This is a genomic window from Arthrobacter sp. CAU 1506 (genome assembly GCF_005047635.1).
GTDB lineage: Bacteria > Actinomycetota > Actinomycetes > Actinomycetales > Micrococcaceae > Crystallibacter.
Genome location: NZ_SUKC01000004.1, coordinates 33,073 through 48,702, shown reverse-complemented (window position 1 = coordinate 48,702; position 15,630 = coordinate 33,073). Strand labels below are relative to the sequence as shown.

At 66.3% G+C, this 15,630-nt stretch carries 17 protein-coding genes; 10 read left to right on the top strand and 7 right to left on the bottom strand.

What is annotated here, in order from left to right; all coding sequences use genetic code 11:
- Positions 1-23: 23 nt before the first annotated feature.
- Entirely contained in the window at positions 24-1,031 is a 1,008-nt protein-coding gene (holA, locus tag E4J89_RS06565) for a DNA polymerase III subunit delta (protein WP_136785342.1), read from the top strand.
- A gap of 134 nt (positions 1,032-1,165) precedes the next feature.
- On the opposite strand, the gene E4J89_RS06560 is transcribed toward holA, so the two are convergent.
- The 3 genes from E4J89_RS06560 to E4J89_RS06550 all read right to left on the bottom strand — a co-directional run bounded on the left by E4J89_RS06560 (position 1,166) and on the right by E4J89_RS06550 (position 2,955).
- Positions 1,166-1,489 carry a hypothetical protein gene (locus E4J89_RS06560; protein ID WP_136785341.1) on the bottom strand — a complete coding sequence of 108 codons (324 nt, stop codon included), beginning with the start codon at positions 1,487-1,489 and terminating at the stop codon, positions 1,166-1,168.
- Between the two features lie 307 nt (positions 1,490-1,796).
- On the bottom strand, positions 1,797-2,057 hold the full coding sequence (rpsT, locus tag E4J89_RS06555) for a 30S ribosomal protein S20 (RefSeq protein WP_136785340.1): 261 nt from the start codon (positions 2,055-2,057) through the stop codon (positions 1,797-1,799).
- A gap of 280 nt (positions 2,058-2,337) precedes the next feature.
- A complete protein-coding gene (locus tag E4J89_RS06550; protein WP_136785339.1) occupies positions 2,338-2,955 on the bottom strand; it encodes a type II toxin-antitoxin system PemK/MazF family toxin in 618 nt (205 codons plus the stop codon).
- 182 nt (positions 2,956-3,137) lie between these two features.
- Between E4J89_RS06550 and lepA the strand changes: the two genes are divergently transcribed.
- Positions 3,138-4,991: a translation elongation factor 4 gene (gene lepA, locus E4J89_RS06545; RefSeq protein WP_205754427.1), complete on the top strand. Its 1,854-nt coding sequence runs from the start codon at positions 3,138-3,140 to the stop codon at positions 4,989-4,991.
- Between the two features lie 44 nt (positions 4,992-5,035).
- The gene (gene hemW / locus E4J89_RS06540) at positions 5,036-6,265 is read left to right on the top strand and encodes a radical SAM family heme chaperone HemW (protein ID WP_136785338.1); all 1,230 of its coding nucleotides are present in this window, start codon (positions 5,036-5,038) and stop codon (positions 6,263-6,265) included.
- A gap of 5 nt (positions 6,266-6,270) precedes the next feature.
- On the opposite strand, the gene E4J89_RS06535 is transcribed toward hemW, so the two are convergent.
- Positions 6,271-6,840: a TetR-like C-terminal domain-containing protein gene (locus tag E4J89_RS06535; protein WP_136785337.1), complete on the bottom strand. Its 570-nt coding sequence runs from the start codon at positions 6,838-6,840 to the stop codon at positions 6,271-6,273.
- A gap of 54 nt (positions 6,841-6,894) precedes the next feature.
- On the opposite strand from E4J89_RS06535, the gene E4J89_RS06530 reads away from it, so the two are divergent.
- Both E4J89_RS06530 and E4J89_RS06525 read left to right on the top strand, forming a co-directional pair.
- Positions 6,895-7,341 carry a DUF4188 domain-containing protein gene (locus E4J89_RS06530; RefSeq protein ID WP_136785336.1) on the top strand — a complete coding sequence of 149 codons (447 nt, stop codon included), beginning with the start codon at positions 6,895-6,897 and terminating at the stop codon, positions 7,339-7,341.
- 262 nt (positions 7,342-7,603) lie between these two features.
- Positions 7,604-7,981 (top strand): DUF1622 domain-containing protein, encoded by a 378-nt coding sequence (locus E4J89_RS06525; RefSeq protein ID WP_136785335.1) that lies wholly within the window; start codon positions 7,604-7,606, stop codon positions 7,979-7,981.
- 54 nt (positions 7,982-8,035) lie between these two features.
- Here the strand turns inward: E4J89_RS06525 and E4J89_RS06520 are convergent, their stop codons facing one another.
- Together E4J89_RS06520 and E4J89_RS06515 are read right to left on the bottom strand one after the other, a co-directional pair.
- Positions 8,036-8,458, bottom strand: coding sequence for a DUF4870 domain-containing protein (locus E4J89_RS06520; RefSeq protein WP_136785334.1), 423 nt, complete (start codon positions 8,456-8,458; stop codon positions 8,036-8,038).
- Between the two features lie 98 nt (positions 8,459-8,556).
- A complete protein-coding gene (locus E4J89_RS06515; RefSeq protein ID WP_136785333.1) occupies positions 8,557-9,399 on the bottom strand; it encodes a DUF3097 domain-containing protein in 843 nt (280 codons plus the stop codon).
- A gap of 148 nt (positions 9,400-9,547) precedes the next feature.
- On the opposite strand from E4J89_RS06515, the gene hrcA reads away from it, so the two are divergent.
- The 3 genes from hrcA to E4J89_RS06500 all read left to right on the top strand — a co-directional run bounded on the left by hrcA (position 9,548) and on the right by E4J89_RS06500 (position 12,661).
- A complete protein-coding gene (hrcA, locus tag E4J89_RS06510; protein WP_136785332.1) occupies positions 9,548-10,567 on the top strand; it encodes a heat-inducible transcriptional repressor HrcA in 1,020 nt (339 codons plus the stop codon).
- 67 nt (positions 10,568-10,634) lie between these two features.
- Positions 10,635-11,765 carry a molecular chaperone DnaJ gene (dnaJ, locus tag E4J89_RS06505; RefSeq protein WP_136785331.1) on the top strand — a complete coding sequence of 377 codons (1,131 nt, stop codon included), beginning with the start codon at positions 10,635-10,637 and terminating at the stop codon, positions 11,763-11,765.
- A 2-nt stretch (positions 11,766-11,767) separates the two neighbouring features.
- On the top strand, positions 11,768-12,661 hold the full coding sequence (locus E4J89_RS06500) for a 16S rRNA (uracil(1498)-N(3))-methyltransferase (RefSeq protein ID WP_136785330.1): 894 nt from the start codon (positions 11,768-11,770) through the stop codon (positions 12,659-12,661).
- Positions 12,662-12,754: 93 nt separating this feature from the next.
- Here E4J89_RS06500 and E4J89_RS06495 read toward each other — a convergent pair whose 3' ends face one another.
- Positions 12,755-13,582 carry a GerMN domain-containing protein gene (locus tag E4J89_RS06495; RefSeq protein ID WP_136785329.1) on the bottom strand — a complete coding sequence of 276 codons (828 nt, stop codon included), beginning with the start codon at positions 13,580-13,582 and terminating at the stop codon, positions 12,755-12,757.
- A 493-nt stretch (positions 13,583-14,075) separates the two neighbouring features.
- Between E4J89_RS06495 and E4J89_RS06490 the strand changes: the two genes are divergently transcribed.
- Both E4J89_RS06490 and ybeY read left to right on the top strand, forming a co-directional pair.
- On the top strand, positions 14,076-15,155 hold the full coding sequence (locus E4J89_RS06490; RefSeq protein ID WP_205754426.1) for a PhoH family protein: 1,080 nt from the start codon (positions 14,076-14,078) through the stop codon (positions 15,153-15,155).
- A complete protein-coding gene (gene ybeY, locus E4J89_RS06485; protein ID WP_136785327.1) occupies positions 15,152-15,625 on the top strand; it encodes an rRNA maturation RNase YbeY in 474 nt (157 codons plus the stop codon). The genes E4J89_RS06490 and ybeY overlap by 4 nt, the downstream gene beginning before the upstream one ends.
- Positions 15,626-15,630: the final 5 nt, after the last annotated feature.

Genomic DNA, 15,630 nt, shown 5'->3' with positions numbered 1-15,630 from the left:
ACCTGAACAAGGAGGAACCTGACGTGAACCCGCCCCCCGGATCCCGCGCTTCTGCCGCCAAGAAGAGCGCCGCGACTGTCTCTTGGCGTGACGTCGAGCCTGCCCCCGTCGTGCTGGTCAGCGGTCCGGAAGAGTACCTGGCCCACCGGGCCAAGGAGCGCGTCCGGAACCTGCTGCGCGGCCAGCAGCCGGATCTTGAGCTGACGCAGCTGGACGCTTCCTCCTACACCAGCGGTGAGCTCACCATGCTGGCCAGCCCCAGCCTTTTCGGCGAAGCGAAACTCATTGAAGCCTCCTCGCTGGCGCAAATGAATGATGAGTTCCTGACGGATACGCTCGCCTATCTCTCGTCTCCGGCCGACGACGTCTGGTTGGTCCTGCACCATGGCGGCGGAACCCGGGGCAAGAAACTGCTTGATGCGGTCAAGGCGTCGGGCGCCCCCGTGGTTGACTGTCAGGCGATGAAGAAGGACGCGGACAAGCTGGACTTTGTCAGGCAGGAGTTCAAGGCCGCCCGTCGGGCGATCGAGCCGGCCGCGGCCCAGGCGCTGGTGTCCGCCGTCGGCTCGTCGCTGCCGGATCTGGCGGCCGCGTGTTCCCAATTGATTTCCGACGCCGACAGCGCCGTCACCGAAGAGACCGTGGAAAAGTACTATGGCGGCCGGGTGGAGGCAACCGGCTTCAAGGTCGCCGACGCTGCCATCTCCGGCCGGGGCGCCGCCGCACTGGCCTCCCTCCGGCACGCGCTGGCAACCGGTGTGGATCCGGTGCCGATCGTTGCCGTGCTGGCCATGAAGCTGCGCCAGATCGCCAAGGTCAAAAGCGCCTCGGCCAATGCAAGGGACCTGGGCATGGCCCCCTGGCAGTTCGACCAGGCCCGCAGGGACGCACGGCTGTGGGAATCGGAGGCGCTGGCCCGCTGCATCCAGGTGCTGGCCGAGACCGACGCCCAGGTCAAAGGCGAAGGCCGCGACCCGGAATACGCCGTGGAACGGGCCGTCACGCTGATCGCCACCAGCGCCCGTCGCTAACGGGCTGACCCGGCGGTCTGCGTCCGGGCACAGCGAGCATGGAAGCCGCACGCTTCCCCACCTCAAGGCGGCATCTCACCGGCATCACCCACGGTGGGTGAGATTGGGTCCTCCTCTAGCTGGCGGCTGCGGGTTCAGCTGCCGTCCGGCGACTCCGCCGGCGACCCCTCGGGGGACTCTGCCGGCGACCCTGACTGGGCCGCCGGCACCGCCGTCACCCGCGCAACGCACTCGAGGCCCGAGGCATTGCTGGTGTAGATACTGGCGAAGGCGACGTCGGTGGAATCGCCAGGCGCGACGGTGAAGGACTCCTCCTTCATGCCGAGGACGTCCTGGCTTCCGGTGCGGATCACCGAGAAGCGGACTGTGTACGTGTTGGCGGCAGCGCCGACGTTCGTCAGGCTGGCCTTGCCCCGCCATACCCCGTCCTTGTCCGCAGAACACAGGAACCCGCTCAACGCGCCTTGCGTAGTCGCCGACGGGGAAGCCGTCGCTTCAGGCGCAGTCTGCATTGGGCTTGCGGTGCTTTCGCCTCCCGATGGACCTGAGCAGCCTGCCAGCAGGATCGCTGCTGTTGCCAGTGCGGTGACGAGTGTGGCCCGTTTCATGTGGCCAGAGTAAGCGCGGCGACCAGGGGGATGGATCACCCAATCCGGGTGAACCACCGGAATCCGGATGAACCACCGGAAAAGGCCGGAGGCCGCCACCCTGAGCGGGTGACGGCCTCCGGCCTTGGCTTGGTTCGGCCTGTCGGCCGGACGCGCTTTAGAGCGCGTTGACCTGCTTGGCCAGTGCCGACTTGTGGTTGGCGGCGTTGTTCTTGTGCAGAACGCCCTTGCTGACGGCCTTGTCCAGCTTGCGGCTCGCGGCAACCAGAGCGGTGTTGGCGGCTTCCTGATCGGAGGACTGGATGGCACCGGTCACGGCGCGGATAGCGGTCTTGAGCTCGGACTTGACCGAGTTGTTGCGCTGGCGTGCCTTCTCGTTGGTGAGAATGCGCTTCTTCTGGGACTTGATATTGGCCACGAAATAACTCTCTGTTGTTGAGGAACTTTGGTCTTTGAGGGCATTCGGTCCGGTCATTGACTGAGCGGCGTGGGGCACCGTAATGGCAACCGGCCCGAGGTGCCCGTCGACCTGCGCGGACACACAGCTATAAATGTTAGCAGATCAGCACCCGCGCCGGGCGAATGGTGTTTGGCCGACACGCCGACGGCCGGGACGGGCGAACGGTGCTTGGCCACCGGGCGAATGGTGCTTGGCTGACACGCCGGCCGCGGTCAGTTCCAAGCACAGTTCCTGGCAGTCAGTTCCAACCTCGGCGGCGCATGCCCTGGGCGACCTTCTCGAACGTGGCGCGTGGGAGCACTGCGCCTTGGCGCCGCACTGCCTCCGGATCCAACTGCAGAACACGGTCCAGCTTGATCTCACTGGGACGGCCCTGCGAGTCCCAAGCACCGGAGCCGATGTCCACGTAGTCCTCGTCGCGGCTGCGCGCGTTGTTGCGGTCCCGGGAGGTCATCATGAGCGCCAGCAGGCGGCCGCGGTGGTTCCCGATGACCAGGACGGGACGATCCTTCCCCCGGGAAAAGTCTTCCTCGTAGGGCACCCACGTCCAGACGATTTCGCCCGGGTCGGGGGAGCCGTCGGCAGCCGGGGAGTAGCTGATGGTCCCGGAGCCACGGTAGTCGCCGGGATACGGCAAGCCTGTGCCACCGCCCGCTGGACCCTTACTCGCTGCGCCGCGGCCGGAGCCGTTTCCGCGGGACTGCGGACGGTTGCGGGTTGCCGCCCCGCGCCGCCGTGCCGTGCCGGCGGTTCCGGCGGTTCCGGCGGTGCCGGAACCGCCGGAACCGGACAAGGCCCTTATGGCCCGAACAGCGTTGTTGAGGAGCCGATTGAGTCCCTGCGGGGAAAATGCCATGTCCCTAGGCTACTGAACGAAGGCTGCCGCAGGTCATCTAGGACCATCACCGCAGTACATCACCGGCGTAAAGGTGCGCGGATGCCTGATAGGCGTGGGACACTTATAGTTGAGCAAAATCTGCGTGCTGGTGGTACCGGCGCGCTTTGCCAGTCCGCTTGTCCGAGAGTAAGGAACCATCTGTGTCACCGATGGCCCGCACCGCACCGGTGCCCGCCGCCACCGATCCGGCGATCATCAGGAACTTCTGCATCATCGCCCACATCGACCACGGTAAGTCCACTCTGGCCGACCGGATGCTCCAGCTCACCGGCGTTGTCCAGCCGCGCGACATGAAGGCCCAGTACCTGGACCGGATGGACATCGAACGCGAACGCGGCATCACCATCAAGTCCCAAGCGGTGCGCATGCCCTGGGAACTCGACGGCGCCAGCTACGCCCTCAACATGATCGACACGCCGGGCCACGTTGACTTCACCTACGAAGTGTCGCGGTCATTGGCCGCCTGTGAAGGTGCCGTCCTGCTGGTGGATGCCGCGCAGGGTATCGAGGCGCAGACGCTGGCCAACCTCTACCTGGCGATGGAAAACGACCTCACCATCATTCCGGTGCTGAACAAGATCGACCTGCCGGCCGCTCAACCGGAAAAGTACGCAGCCGAGCTGGCCAACCTGATTGGCGGCGATCCCGAGGACGTGCTCAAGGTCTCGGGCAAGACCGGCGTCGGCGTCGAAGCGCTGCTGGATAAGATCGTGCGCGATCTGCCCTCCCCGGTCGGCGACCCGGACGCCCCGGCCCGCGCCATGATCTTCGACTCGGTCTACGACACCTACCGCGGCGTGGTCACGTATGTGCGGGTGGTCGACGGCAAGTTGGCGCCGCGCGAACGCATCCAGATGATGTCCACCCGGGCAAGCCACGAACTGCTCGAAATCGGCGTTAGCTCGCCGGAGCCGACGCCGTCCAACGGCTTGGGCGTCGGCGAGGTCGGCTACCTGATCACCGGCGTGAAGGACGTCCGCCAGTCTAAGGTGGGCGACACAGTCACCAACCTGGCCAAGCCGGCGGCGGAGTCCCTGGGCGGCTACGCAGACCCCAAGCCCATGGTCTTCTCCGGGCTCTACCCGATCGACGGCACGGACTACCCGGTGCTGCGCGACGCACTGGACAAACTCAAGCTCAACGACGCGGCACTGATCTACGAGCCGGAGACCTCCGCGGCCCTCGGCTTCGGCTTCCGCGTCGGCTTCCTGGGCCTGCTGCACCTGGAGATCACCCGCGAGCGGCTTGAGGCCGAGTTCAACTTGGACCTGATCTCCACCGCGCCCAACGTGGTCTACGAGGTCACGCTGGAGGACAAGAAGGTCCTGACGGTCACCAACCCGAGCGAATATCCGGACGGGAAGGTCTCCGAGGTCCGAGAGCCGATGGTCTCCGCGACCATCCTGGCGCCCAACGAGTTCGTTGGCACCATCATGGAGCTCTGCCAGTCCCGCCGCGGCGAGATGAAGGGCATGGACTACCTCTCCGAGGACCGCGTGGAGCTGCGGTACCGGCTGCCGCTGGCCGAGATTGTCTTCGATTTCTTCGACAACCTGAAGTCGCGCACCCGCGGCTATGCCTCGCTGGACTGGAAGGCCGACGGCGAACAAGTGGCCGATCTGGTCAAGGTGGACATCCTGCTGCAGGGCGAACAGGTGGACGCGTTCAGCGCCATCACGCACCGCGACAAGGCCTACAGCTACGGTGTGATGATGACTTCCAAGCTGCGCGAGCTCATTCCGCGGCAGCAGTTCGAGGTGCCCATCCAGGCCGCCATCGGTTCCCGGATCATCGCCCGCGAGAACATCCGCGCCATCCGCAAGGACGTGCTCGCCAAGTGCTACGGCGGCGACATCTCCCGGAAGCGCAAGCTGCTGGAGAAGCAGAAGGAAGGCAAGAAGCGGATGAAGATGGTCGGCCGCGTGGAAGTCCCGCAGGAGGCCTTCATCGCCGCGCTCTCGTCGGACGATTCCAAGGACAAGGCAAAGAAGTAGTTCTGCAGTGCCAGTAAAGACAACGACGGCGGAGGCTCGCCTCAGTGCCTAGCGTCCTGCCCCTCGGGGACCCGGCCCCGGCCGACGGCCTGCTGCCTGCCCAGGCAGCAGACGGGGCGGAAAGCCGGGCCTTCTGCCTGTATGTGCACATTCCGTTCTGCCGGGTGCGCTGCGGTTACTGCGACTTCAACACCTATACGGCCAAGGAACTCGGGTCCGGGGCCTCGCAGGATGAGTACTCCGGCACGCTGAACACCGAACTGGATCTGGCGGCGCGGGTGCTGCGCGGTTCCGGCCTGCCCGACCGTCCGCTGGCCACGGTGTTCTTTGGCGGCGGCACACCGACCCTGCTGCCGGCGACTGACCTGGCCGGCATGCTTGGCCAGGCGGAACGCTTATGGGGACTGGAGCCGGACGCCGAGGTCACCACGGAAGCCAACCCGGACTCGGTGACGCCGGAATCGCTGAAGATCCTGGCCGATGCAGGTTTCACCCGGGTCTCCTTCGGGATGCAGTCGGCCGTGCCGCACGTACTGAAGGTGCTGGACCGCACGCACAACCCGGAACGGGTTCCGCAGGCGGTGCAGTGGGCGCGCGAGGCCGGGCTCAAGGTCAGCTTGGACCTGATCTACGGCACGCCGGGGGAGTCCCTCGCCGACTGGGAGGCCAGCCTGGACTCCGCGATCGCCTGTGCGCCGGACCATATCTCCGCCTACGCCCTGATCGTCGAGGACGGCACCAAACTGGCTGCGCAGATCCGCCGGGGTGAGGTGCCCGGCATCGACGACGACGACCATGCCACCAAATACGAGATTGTCGATGCGCGGTTGGCGGCGGCAGGGTACGGCTGGTACGAGGTCAGCAATTGGGCCCGCACTCCGGAAGACCGCTGCCGGCACAACCTCGCCTACTGGCGCGGCGACGATTGGTGGGGCGCCGGTCCTGGCGCCCATTCGCATATGGGCGGTGTCCGCTGGTGGAACGTGAAGCATCCGGCCGCCTACGCGCAGCGTCTGGCCACCGGAGTCTCCCCGGCTGCCGGCCGTGAAACGCTGGACCCGGGCACCCGGCAGTTGGAGCACGTGATGCTGCAGACCCGCATCATCGACGGGCTGCGCACCCAGGACCTGGGGCCGAACGGCCGGATAGCCGTAGCCGGACTGATCGCGGATGCCCTTGTCGACCCGGCAGCGGCCTTCGCGGGAACCATTCGTCTCACGCTCAAGGGACGGCTGCTGGCCGACGCCGTGGTCCGCCGGCTGCTGGAAGACTGATCTTCCTAGCGTCCCAACGTGCGGCCAATCTGCCTAAGGGCCGCATCATAGGACGCATCCCAGCTCCAGCCAGCCGCCGGCGCTCCGGCCAACTCCAGTGACACCAGCCCGTGGACCTGGCCCCACACGACGCCGACCATCGAGGCGATCTCGTCGTCCGCCGCTCCGGGCAGCGCGGCCGCAACCGCGCTGAACAGCGGAGCTATCGAGGGTTCAGCTGCTCCCGGCGTCGGACGGCACGGCACCTGGCCGGCCAGCGAGCCGCCAAACATCAGGCCGTACAGGACCGGATGTTCCAGCGCCCAGCTTCGATAGGCCCGGCCCAGTGCTTCGAGGCCCGCTGCGGCGGCGCCTTGTTGGGAGGCAGCAAAGGAAGCGAAGCCGTCGTCGAGCACGGCTGTCAACAGTTCCGCCTTGCCCCCGAAGAGCGAGTACACCGCCGTCGTCGACGTCCCTGCTGCAGCGGCTATGCTGCGCAGCGATACCGAGGCGGCGCCGTCGCGGGCAATCAGGGACGCTGCAGTGTCGAGCAGACTGCGGCGCAGGGTCTCATCGTGGACTATGGGTCTTGCCATGCGACCAGTATTGCATAACACTGTTTTGTAACACTGTTATGGAAGGAAAAGCTCATGTCGGAACAAGTGCACGCAGGTCGTTTCACTGCCAATCCCGAGGCAGGCCCGGTGACGGTCTTCCTGATCGGGATGCGGGCCAATCGGTGGTGGAAGATCGGGAAGGTGGCACGGGTGGGGGCGGCCATGCCCAGAATGCTGGCCCACTTGGCCAAGACGCCGGAGGCCGGATTGCTGGGTTACCAGCAGTGGTTCGGGCGCACCACGATCATGGTCAGCTACTGGAAGAGCCCGGAGCATTTGCAGCGGTTCGCGGCGGACCGGTCGGCGCCGCACCTGGAGCCGTGGCGTCGGTTCATGCGGGAATCCGCCGGCACCGGGGATGTCGGTGTATGGCACGAGACCTACCAGACAGCGCCGGGCGGGAGGGAAAGCGTGTATAGCGACATGCCGGTCTTCGGGCTGGCGGCGGCCACCGGCCACGTGCCGGTGGGGGCAGGGTAGAACACAGCCCGCCAGCGTTTGGCAGCCGGCGCGGTCGAGGGGCCGCGGGCTAGCGGCACATCCTGACCCGGGCGGCCGGGTCTTTGTCCATTGCGCACCTCGTTCCCCGGGCGGACAATGAGGCCCAACAATGAAGCAAAGCTGCCGAGGCGGTGAGGTGCAAGGAGCCACCGGTAGCCTCGGTGCCTTGCGCAGGATTTCCGCTGAACCGCCGCTGGAGTAGGGCCGGTGCCGTGACGGACCGTAAAGGTCAGGGGATGCCATGGAGTTCGGGGAGATCATCGAGGCAGTCGGCCGGGTCATGGACGCAGCCGGGGTTGCTGCCATCGTGGCCGGCGCAATAATGGCTGCACTGATCGCCGTCCCGCGGCTGGTCCGGAGACGGGCCGGGGTCTATGAGCAATTCCGCCGGTTTCTGGGCCGGTCAATCCTGCTCGGCCTGGAACTGTTGGTCGCCGCCGACATTATCCGAACCGTCGCCATCAGTCCGACGCTCGAAAGCGTGGCGGTGCTGGCCGCGATCGTGCTGATTCGAACGTTCCTCAGTTGGTCGCTGGAGTTGGAAATCACTGGCAAGTGGCCATGGCAGGGCAGGGCTGCCCAAGCGCCCGGCATGCCTGCCGTGGCGAAAGAGGAATGAACAGGGGTTGCCCGGGAGTTTGCCGCCGCAGGGGGCAGCATGGGGGCCGCGAACTTAGCGGAACAAGCGCAGGTTGTAGGTGTAGCGGTACGGCACGCCCCGGTTGCACTTGATGCCCGCGATCACTGAGTAGACCGTGAGGAACACCCAAATGGCGGCGGCGACGACGGCAAAGATGCCGCTGACTGCCGGGATAACGATCAACAGGTTCGCCACAATGGCCACCACGGTGGGCGGGACGGTGAAGTTGAGCGCCTCTTTGGACTCCTGGGCGGTGAACGGTCCCCGGTCCTTGAAGATCAGGTAGATCACCAGCGACGGGAAGCAGCCCAGGATCCCACCGAAGTGCGCCATGGTTGCCCACTGCCGGTCCTCGGAGGGGGTCAGCGGCAAGGCGGAAGCCGACGCGCTCTGGTACTGCGGGCGCGGTGCCGACTTGCGTCCCGGCTGCTGGTTGCGAGCAGAGTTCTCGGACACTTGACCTACCTTTGGAAAATCTGCTGATGGCTCACTGCTGTTCCTAGCCTAGCGGTTACATCCTGCGGCCCGTTGCATACTGCCGCCGCAGAAACAGCTCAGACCGTGAGGAAGTCGATGACTTCCTCTACCCGGCCCAACAGGCTGGGCTCCAGATCCGCGTAGCTGTTGACGCTGCCCAGCAGCCGCTTCCAGCCATCGGCCACGTCGATCTGGGTCCGGTGCGGCCAGCCGAGGCCAGCGAGGATGCCGGTCTTCCAGTCCGTACCGCGCGGAACCACCGGCCACTGCTCCCGGCCGATCACCGAGGGCTTGATGGCCTGCCAGACATCAACGTAGGGGTGACCCACAATCAGCACATTCCCGGCGGCCGCTGGAACGGCCATCGCGGCCTCGGCGATCCGCCACTCCTTGGAATTCGGCACCAAATGATCCACCAGGATGCCGAGCCTGCGCTGCGGGCCGGGGGAGAACTCCGCCACTGCCGCGGCCAGGTCGTCCACGCCGTGCAGCGGTTCGACGACGATGCCCTCCACCCGCAGGTCGTCTCCCCAGACCTTCTCCACCAGTTCGGCATCGTGCTTGCCTTCGACCCAAATGCGGCTGGCCCGCGCCACCCTGGCTCGTTGGCCCTCCACCTTTACCGAGCCGGAGGCCGTCCGCTGGCGGACCGGAGCCTTCGCTGTGGGTGTCGGCGGAACAACATTCACCGGCTCGCCTTCCAACAGAAAGCCGAAGCCCAGCGGGAAGGAACGTACCTTGCCCCTGCGGTCTTCCAGCGAGACCAGATGCACGCCGCCGGACTTCTCCACGCGGACCACGGCACCGACCCAGCCGCTCTGCGCATCTTCCAGCACCAGCCCGGGCCCGGCGGCGACTTCGCGCAAGGCCCGGGCCTTGGGAGCGGTGAGATCCTGGGGGCCCCAGCCGTAGCTGCTCATATGCTTCAAGTCCTTACACAGGTAGTACGTCTACGGCTCCGCCGCGAAGACAATGCTAACAACGGGGGCAACGTATTAGACTTAGCACTTGGACGTGTTGAGTGCTAACAACCCGTCATCAGGTTGAGCCGTAGACAGGAGGAGTGCAGTGAGCGAGGTCCGGAGGCTGGAAGTGCTCCGCGCCATTGTCGAAGACTATGTGCATTCACGGGAGCCAGTCGGCTCCAAAGCACTGGTCGACCGGCACAGCCTGGGCGTGTCTTCTGCCACGATCCGCAACGACATGGCGGCGCTGGAGGAAGACGGGCTGATTGTCGCCCCGCACACCAGTGCCGGCCGGATTCCCACGGACAAGGGCTACCGCCTGTTCGTGGACCGGATCTCGGACGTCAAGCCGCTCTCTGCACCGGAACGCCGGGCCATCCAGCAACTGCTGGAGGGAGCCGATGACCTGGATGACGTGATGGAACGGACCGTGCGGCTGCTCTCCCAGCTGACCAACCAGGTTGCAGTGATCCAGTACCCGCAGTTGGGCGCTGCCAAGGTGCGGCACATTGAGTTTGTCTTGCTGGCGCCCCGTCGGGTGCTGGTGGTGCTGATCGCGGACAACGGCAAGGTGGACCAGCATGTTGCCGTGCTGCCGGTGGACGTGGCGGAAGATGCCCTGGCCACCGTGCGCACTTCATTCCTGGCCGCGCTGTCCGGGAAACCGCTGGCTGGTGTGCCGAACCGGCTGAAGAGCTCAGCGGTGCCGGCGGAGCCCGCGCATGCGCAGATCGTCGAAGAACTCTCCGCTGCCCTTGCCCAGTTGGCCGCTGCCACCAGCGAAGAGCGGATCCTGATGGCCGGAACGGCCAACCTGGCCCGTTCCACAGTGGACTTCCCGCTGAGCATCGGGCCCATCCTCGAGGCACTCGAAGAACAGGTCATCCTGCTGCAGTTGCTCTCCGAGATGCATCAGGACGCGCACGGCATGTCGGTCAGCATCGGCCGCGAGAATCCGTACGGCTCGCTGGCCGAAACCTCGGTGGTCGCCACCGGCTACGGCCCCGGCGCCACGGCCAAGGTCGGCATTCTCGGCCCTACCCGGATGGACTATCCCACCACGATGGCGGCAGTGCGCGCTGTCGCACGCTATTTGTCACGGATACTCGCCGGCCAGCCCTAGGCCGCGCCCTGTCCGCGCCGGCAGTCGTCGCCGGTGAACCAATCTCCAGGAAGTGAAGTATTACAAGGTGAGCAACCACTACGACGCCCTCGGTGTCAGCCAGGACGCCTCGACCGAGGAAATCAAGAAGGCCTACCGCAAGCTGGCCCGCAAACTGCACCCGGATGTGAACCCCGGTCCGGAAGCTGCGGAGCAGTTCAAGCAGGTCAGCCACGCCTACGAGGTGCTCTCGGACCCGCAGAAGCGTCGGGTCTACGACACCACGGGCAACGAAAACGGCAACGACACCGGGTTCGGCGGCGGTTTCTCCGGGTCCGGCTTCGCCTTCCAGGACATCTTCGAGAGCTTCTTCGGCGGTGCCGGAGCGGGCGGAGGTCCGGCGTCGCGCACCCGCCGCGGCCAGGACGCCCTGATCAACGTGCGGATCGACCTCAAGGACGCGGTCTTCGGGATCAACAAGAAGATCGAGGTGGACACCGCCGTGGTCTGCCCCACCTGCGACGGCAGCTGCTGCCGCCCCGGCACCAGCCCGCGCACCTGCGACATCTGCGGCGGCTCCGGCCAGGTCCAGCGCGCCGTGCGGTCCATCCTCGGCCAGGTCATGACCACGGCCGCCTGCGGCAGCTGCCAGGGCTTCGGCACGATCATTCCCGACCCCTGCAACGAGTGCAACGGCGAGGGACGCATCCGCAGCCGCCGGTCGCTGACCATCAAGCTTCCGGCCGGCGTCGGAACCGGAACCCGGATCCAGCTGGCCGGCCAAGGCGAGGCGGGTCCCGCGGGCGGGCCGCAGGGCGATCTCTACGTGGAAATCCGGGTCAACCCGGACAAGAACTTCATCCGCGAGGGCGATGACCTGCACGTCACCCTCACGGTGCCGATGACCGCGGCAGCGCTGGGCACGGACGTCACCCTGGATACTTTCGACGGCGAACGCGAACTGAACATCAAGCCCGGCACCCAGGCGGGGGAGACCGTGACGCTGCGGGGTCTGGGCGTGACCCACTTGCGCGGTTACGGGCGCGGCGATTTGCAGGTGCATGTGCATGTGGAGACTCCCAGCAAGCTGGACTCGGAGCAGGAGGATCTGCTCCGCAAACTGGCGCAGGCCCGGGGCGAGGAATACACCGAGGGCAAGCTGGCGTCCTCCGGCACCGGCGTCTTCGCCCGGCTGCGCGAGCGGCTCGGTAACCTTTAGGCGTGACCAGCCACCTGTTTTTTACCGCTCCGGGCGAGCTCGACGCGGTCGTCACCGGCGACAGCTTCACCCTCACCGGGGACGAGGCGCGGCATGCCGTCACGGTGAAGCGGATCGAGCCCGGCGAGCCGGTTGACCTAGCCGACGGCCGGGGCCGCAGGCTGGTCGGCGAGGCGATCTCGGGCGGAGCCGGCGAACTCACCGTCCGCACCCTGCGGATCGTGCAGGAGCCGGAGCCGCACCCGGAACTGGTGCTCGTGCAGGCGCTGGCCAAGGGCAACCGCGACGAACTGGCGATCGAGGCGGCCACCGAGCTCGGCGTCGACGCCGTGGTCCCGTGGCAGGCCGAACGCAGCATCGTGCGGTGGAAAGCGGACAAGGCCGCCAAGGGCGCGGCCAAGTGGCAGATGGCGGTCCGGGCGGCCGCCAAGCAATCGCGGCGGGCGCGCGTACCGGACGTGGAACCGCTGGTGGAACGGGCCGGGCTGTGTGCCATGATCCGCACCAGCCGGTTGTCGCTGCTGCTGCACGAAGACGCCGCGGGAAGCGTGGCCGACGCCGTGCACCGCGCGGACTTTGGCCCTGGCCCGTACCGTACCGACGTCAGGGGCGGGAACGACGGCGGTGCCTCGCCCGATGATGGCGCCTCGCCTGCTGGCAGCCCCTCGTCCGAAGACGCTGCCGCCAGCGTCGACAGCGAGTCGTCAAGCGACGGCAGAGCGGACCGGGTGCTGATGATTGTGGGTCCCGAAGGCGGAATCAGCCAGGCCGAAGTGGACGCAATGCTGGACGCCGGGGCGGTGGCCGTGCGGCTGGGGCCTCACGTCCTGCGTTCCTCCACGGCGGGGCCGACCGCCCTGACCCTGCTCAGCGAGATGTTGGGCCGCTGGCGGTAAACCAATAGCCGGTGCGGCCGCGTTTAGCGTGGTGGCCACGGCCTACTGATCGCGAAGGCCTTGCTGTCCGCGTTCCAGCGTGGTGGCCGCGGTCTACTTGATCGTGAAGACCTTGCTGTCCGCGTTCTGCCGTTCTTCGGTCTGCCCGCTGACGTCCTCGTGGAAGACATAGAGCTCGTAGGTGCCCGGATCCAATTTCTGGCTGAACTTGTACTCGCCGATTTCGCCGGCCGGCGCGTCAACCGAGACCGTTCCGGCCTTCACCAGCTTGCCTTCCGAAGGCTTGTCGAGGTCGGTAATCCGGAAGATCTGCCAGCGCAGCTGTGATTCGAAGGCGACGCCTCGGCCGAATACCTCCACGCGCCCCTCTGACGTGACGCCCTGGGCCGGGTCGATGATCCACACCGGGGCGGCCAGGCTGCCGTCGCGGGACATCGGTTCGCCCAGCGTCACATGGCCGAAGGCTTTGTAGCCGTGGTGGCCGTCTACCAGGATCACTACCTCGAGAGGATTATCCGAGTTGCTGAGCCCGGCGTTGGCCGCGGCAGCGGTGGCGGTATATACCAGCTGCTGCACGGCGCGTTCGGCGATGCCGGCGTCCACCCGGCGTTTAAAGGCATCCGAGGAGATGTCCAGCGTGATGACCGAGCCGTTGGTGATGGATGCGCCGACCTTGGTGGCGGGGCTGAGCGGATTGAAGTAGTCCGGATCCAGCGGCTGTTGGCGGGTCAAGGCCGTCACCGCCGTCGTAATGGGGTCTCCGAGGTTTTCTGCTTCACGGTATTCGCGGTAGAGGAACACGTTGTCCGCGTTCGTGCCCAGCCAGTACAGCGGGGAGAGCTCGGAGGAACGCAGCGTCTCCACCGGTGCGCTGGAGACCAGCGGGCTGCTGGCGGCGGTAGGTGCCGTGGGGACGGGCATGGAGGTCTGCCCGCCTCCGGCCGTTCCCTGGGGTGTGCAACCGAGCAGCACCAGCGAGGATGCGGTAACCAGCGCCAGCCACGCGCCGAAGCGGCGTGCCGGGACCGAGCCCGAAGGCTGTCGGAGCTGGTTGCTGGTGATACCTGGTTCCCTTCTGGTTGCTCGGCTGGTTGGCCGGAAAGACTGCGTAGATTCAGGGCAGGAATCGGGGGCGTCCGTTTTCCTGCCCCACTAGCTTGGCATAGGGGAGGGGGGCTGATGGCTGCTTTAACCAGCTCTCAACCGGACTGATGCACGATTGATGCAGGATCGAGATCAAGGCGTTTTTGGCCGCGCAGAGGACTGCGCGGTGACCTGTGCCGTAGCATGTACCTTGTACCGTCAGGGCTGGAGGACTTCCGGCCCACCACTGGCAGCACCGCCGCCAGTACCGTCGTCAGCACCGCAAGCAGCGCCCACCGAAGGAGCGATGAAAGGCCGCATCGGCCGGACTATGTCCCAATCACGCCTGGATGTCGATCCGCTGGGATCAAGCAGCCGTTCCGTCCATTTCGATTCGCCGGAACACATGGTGAGGGCGCTCGGTGCCCATGATGAGGTGCTGCAGGTCATTGAGGCCGAGTTCAGCGACGTGAACCTCCATGTGCGCGGCAACGAGCTCTCCATCTCCGGCCCCGCCGACGCAGTCCAACTCACGCTTAACCTGGTCGAAGAGATCCGTGCGCTGGCCGCCAAGGACACCCGGATCACGCCGCAGGTGGTGGCCCAGCTGCTGCGCATGCTCGGCGAACAGACTGCGCAGCGGCCGGCCGAAGTGCTCACGCTGAACATCCTGTCTTCGCGCGGCCGGAACATCAGGCCCAAGACGCTGAACCAGAAGAACTACGTGGAGGCCATCGACAACCACACAGTGGTTTTCGGCATCGGTCCGGCCGGCACCGGAAAGACGTACCTGGCGATGGCCAAGGCCGTGCAGGCCTTGCAGCACAAAGAGGTCAACCGGATCATCCTGACCCGACCCGCCGTCGAGGCAGGGGAGCGGCTCGGCTTCCTCCCGGGCACGCTCAACGACAAGATCGACCCGTATCTGCGCCCGCTCTACGACGCGCTGCACGACATGATGGACCCGGAATCGATTCCGCGCCTGATGGCGGCCGGCACCATTGAGGTGGCGCCGCTGGCCTACATGCGCGGCCGCACGCTGAACGACGCCTTCATCATCCTGGACGAGGCGCAGAACACCACACCGGAACAGATGAAGATGTTCCTCACCCGGCTGGGCTTTGGCTCCAAGATGGTGGTGACCGGCGACGTCACGCAGATCGACCTGCCCGGCGGCACCAGCTCCGGCCTGAAAGTGGTCAGTGAAATCCTGGACGGCGTCGAGGATGTCCGCTTCTCCCAGCTGGATGCCACCGACGTGGTCCGGCACCGGTTGGTCAGCGACATTGTGACGGCCTACAGCCGCTGGGACGAGCGCCGTCGCAGCGCGGGCGGGCGCATCCCGCACCGCGCCCCGGCCGCTCGACGGAAGACTGAAGCGGAAGACCCGAGCCCGGAGCGTGGAGCATGAGCATCGAGGTCAATAACGAATCAACCATCGCGGCGGACGAAGAAGAGCTGGTGCGGCTGGCTCGGTTCGTGCTGGATTCGCTCTACGTGCATCCGGAAGCCGAACTGTCCATCATCATGGTGGACACCGAGGCGATGGAACGGCTGCACATCGAATGGATGGACGAGCCGGGTGCCACCGACGTGCTGTCCTTCCCGATGGATGAGCTGCGTCCCGGTACCGCCATGAGGCCCGGCCCGGCCGGCGTACTCGGCGATATCGTGATCTGTCCGCAGGTAGCGCAGGAGCAGGCGCAGAAGGCGGGCCACGGGCTGTTGGACGAAATGCTGCTGCTGACCACGCACGGCATCCTGCATCTGCTCGGCTTCGACCACGCGGAGCCGGCCGAAAAGGAAGAGATGTTCGGCCTTCAGCGCCAACTCCTCTCCTCCTTCACGGGCAAGGCCGCCCCCACCGAAACCACGCTGTAGAGACG

Bases quoted from the DNA above. Each gene is read 5' to 3' on its own strand.
- E4J89_RS06535 (WP_136785337.1), bottom strand. From the start codon at position 6,840: ATGGCAAGACCCATAGTCCACGATGAGACCCTGCGCCGCAGTCTGCTC.
- E4J89_RS06550 (WP_136785339.1), bottom strand. From the start codon at position 2,955: ATGGCATTTTCCCCGCAGGGACTCAATCGGCTCCTCAACAACGCTGTT.
- E4J89_RS06490 (WP_205754426.1), top strand. From the start codon at position 14,076: ATGTCCCAATCACGCCTGGATGTCGATCCGCTGGGATCAAGCAGCCGT.
- E4J89_RS06495 (WP_136785329.1), bottom strand. From the start codon at position 13,582: ATGCCCGTCCCCACGGCACCTACCGCCGCCAGCAGCCCGCTGGTCTCC.
- E4J89_RS06515 (WP_136785333.1), bottom strand. From the start codon at position 9,399: ATGAGCAGCTACGGCTGGGGCCCCCAGGATCTCACCGCTCCCAAGGCC.
- ybeY (WP_136785327.1), top strand. From the start codon at position 15,152: ATGAGCATCGAGGTCAATAACGAATCAACCATCGCGGCGGACGAAGAA.
- E4J89_RS06530 (WP_136785336.1), top strand. From the start codon at position 6,895: ATGTCGGAACAAGTGCACGCAGGTCGTTTCACTGCCAATCCCGAGGCA.
- E4J89_RS06525 (WP_136785335.1), top strand. From the start codon at position 7,604: ATGGAGTTCGGGGAGATCATCGAGGCAGTCGGCCGGGTCATGGACGCA.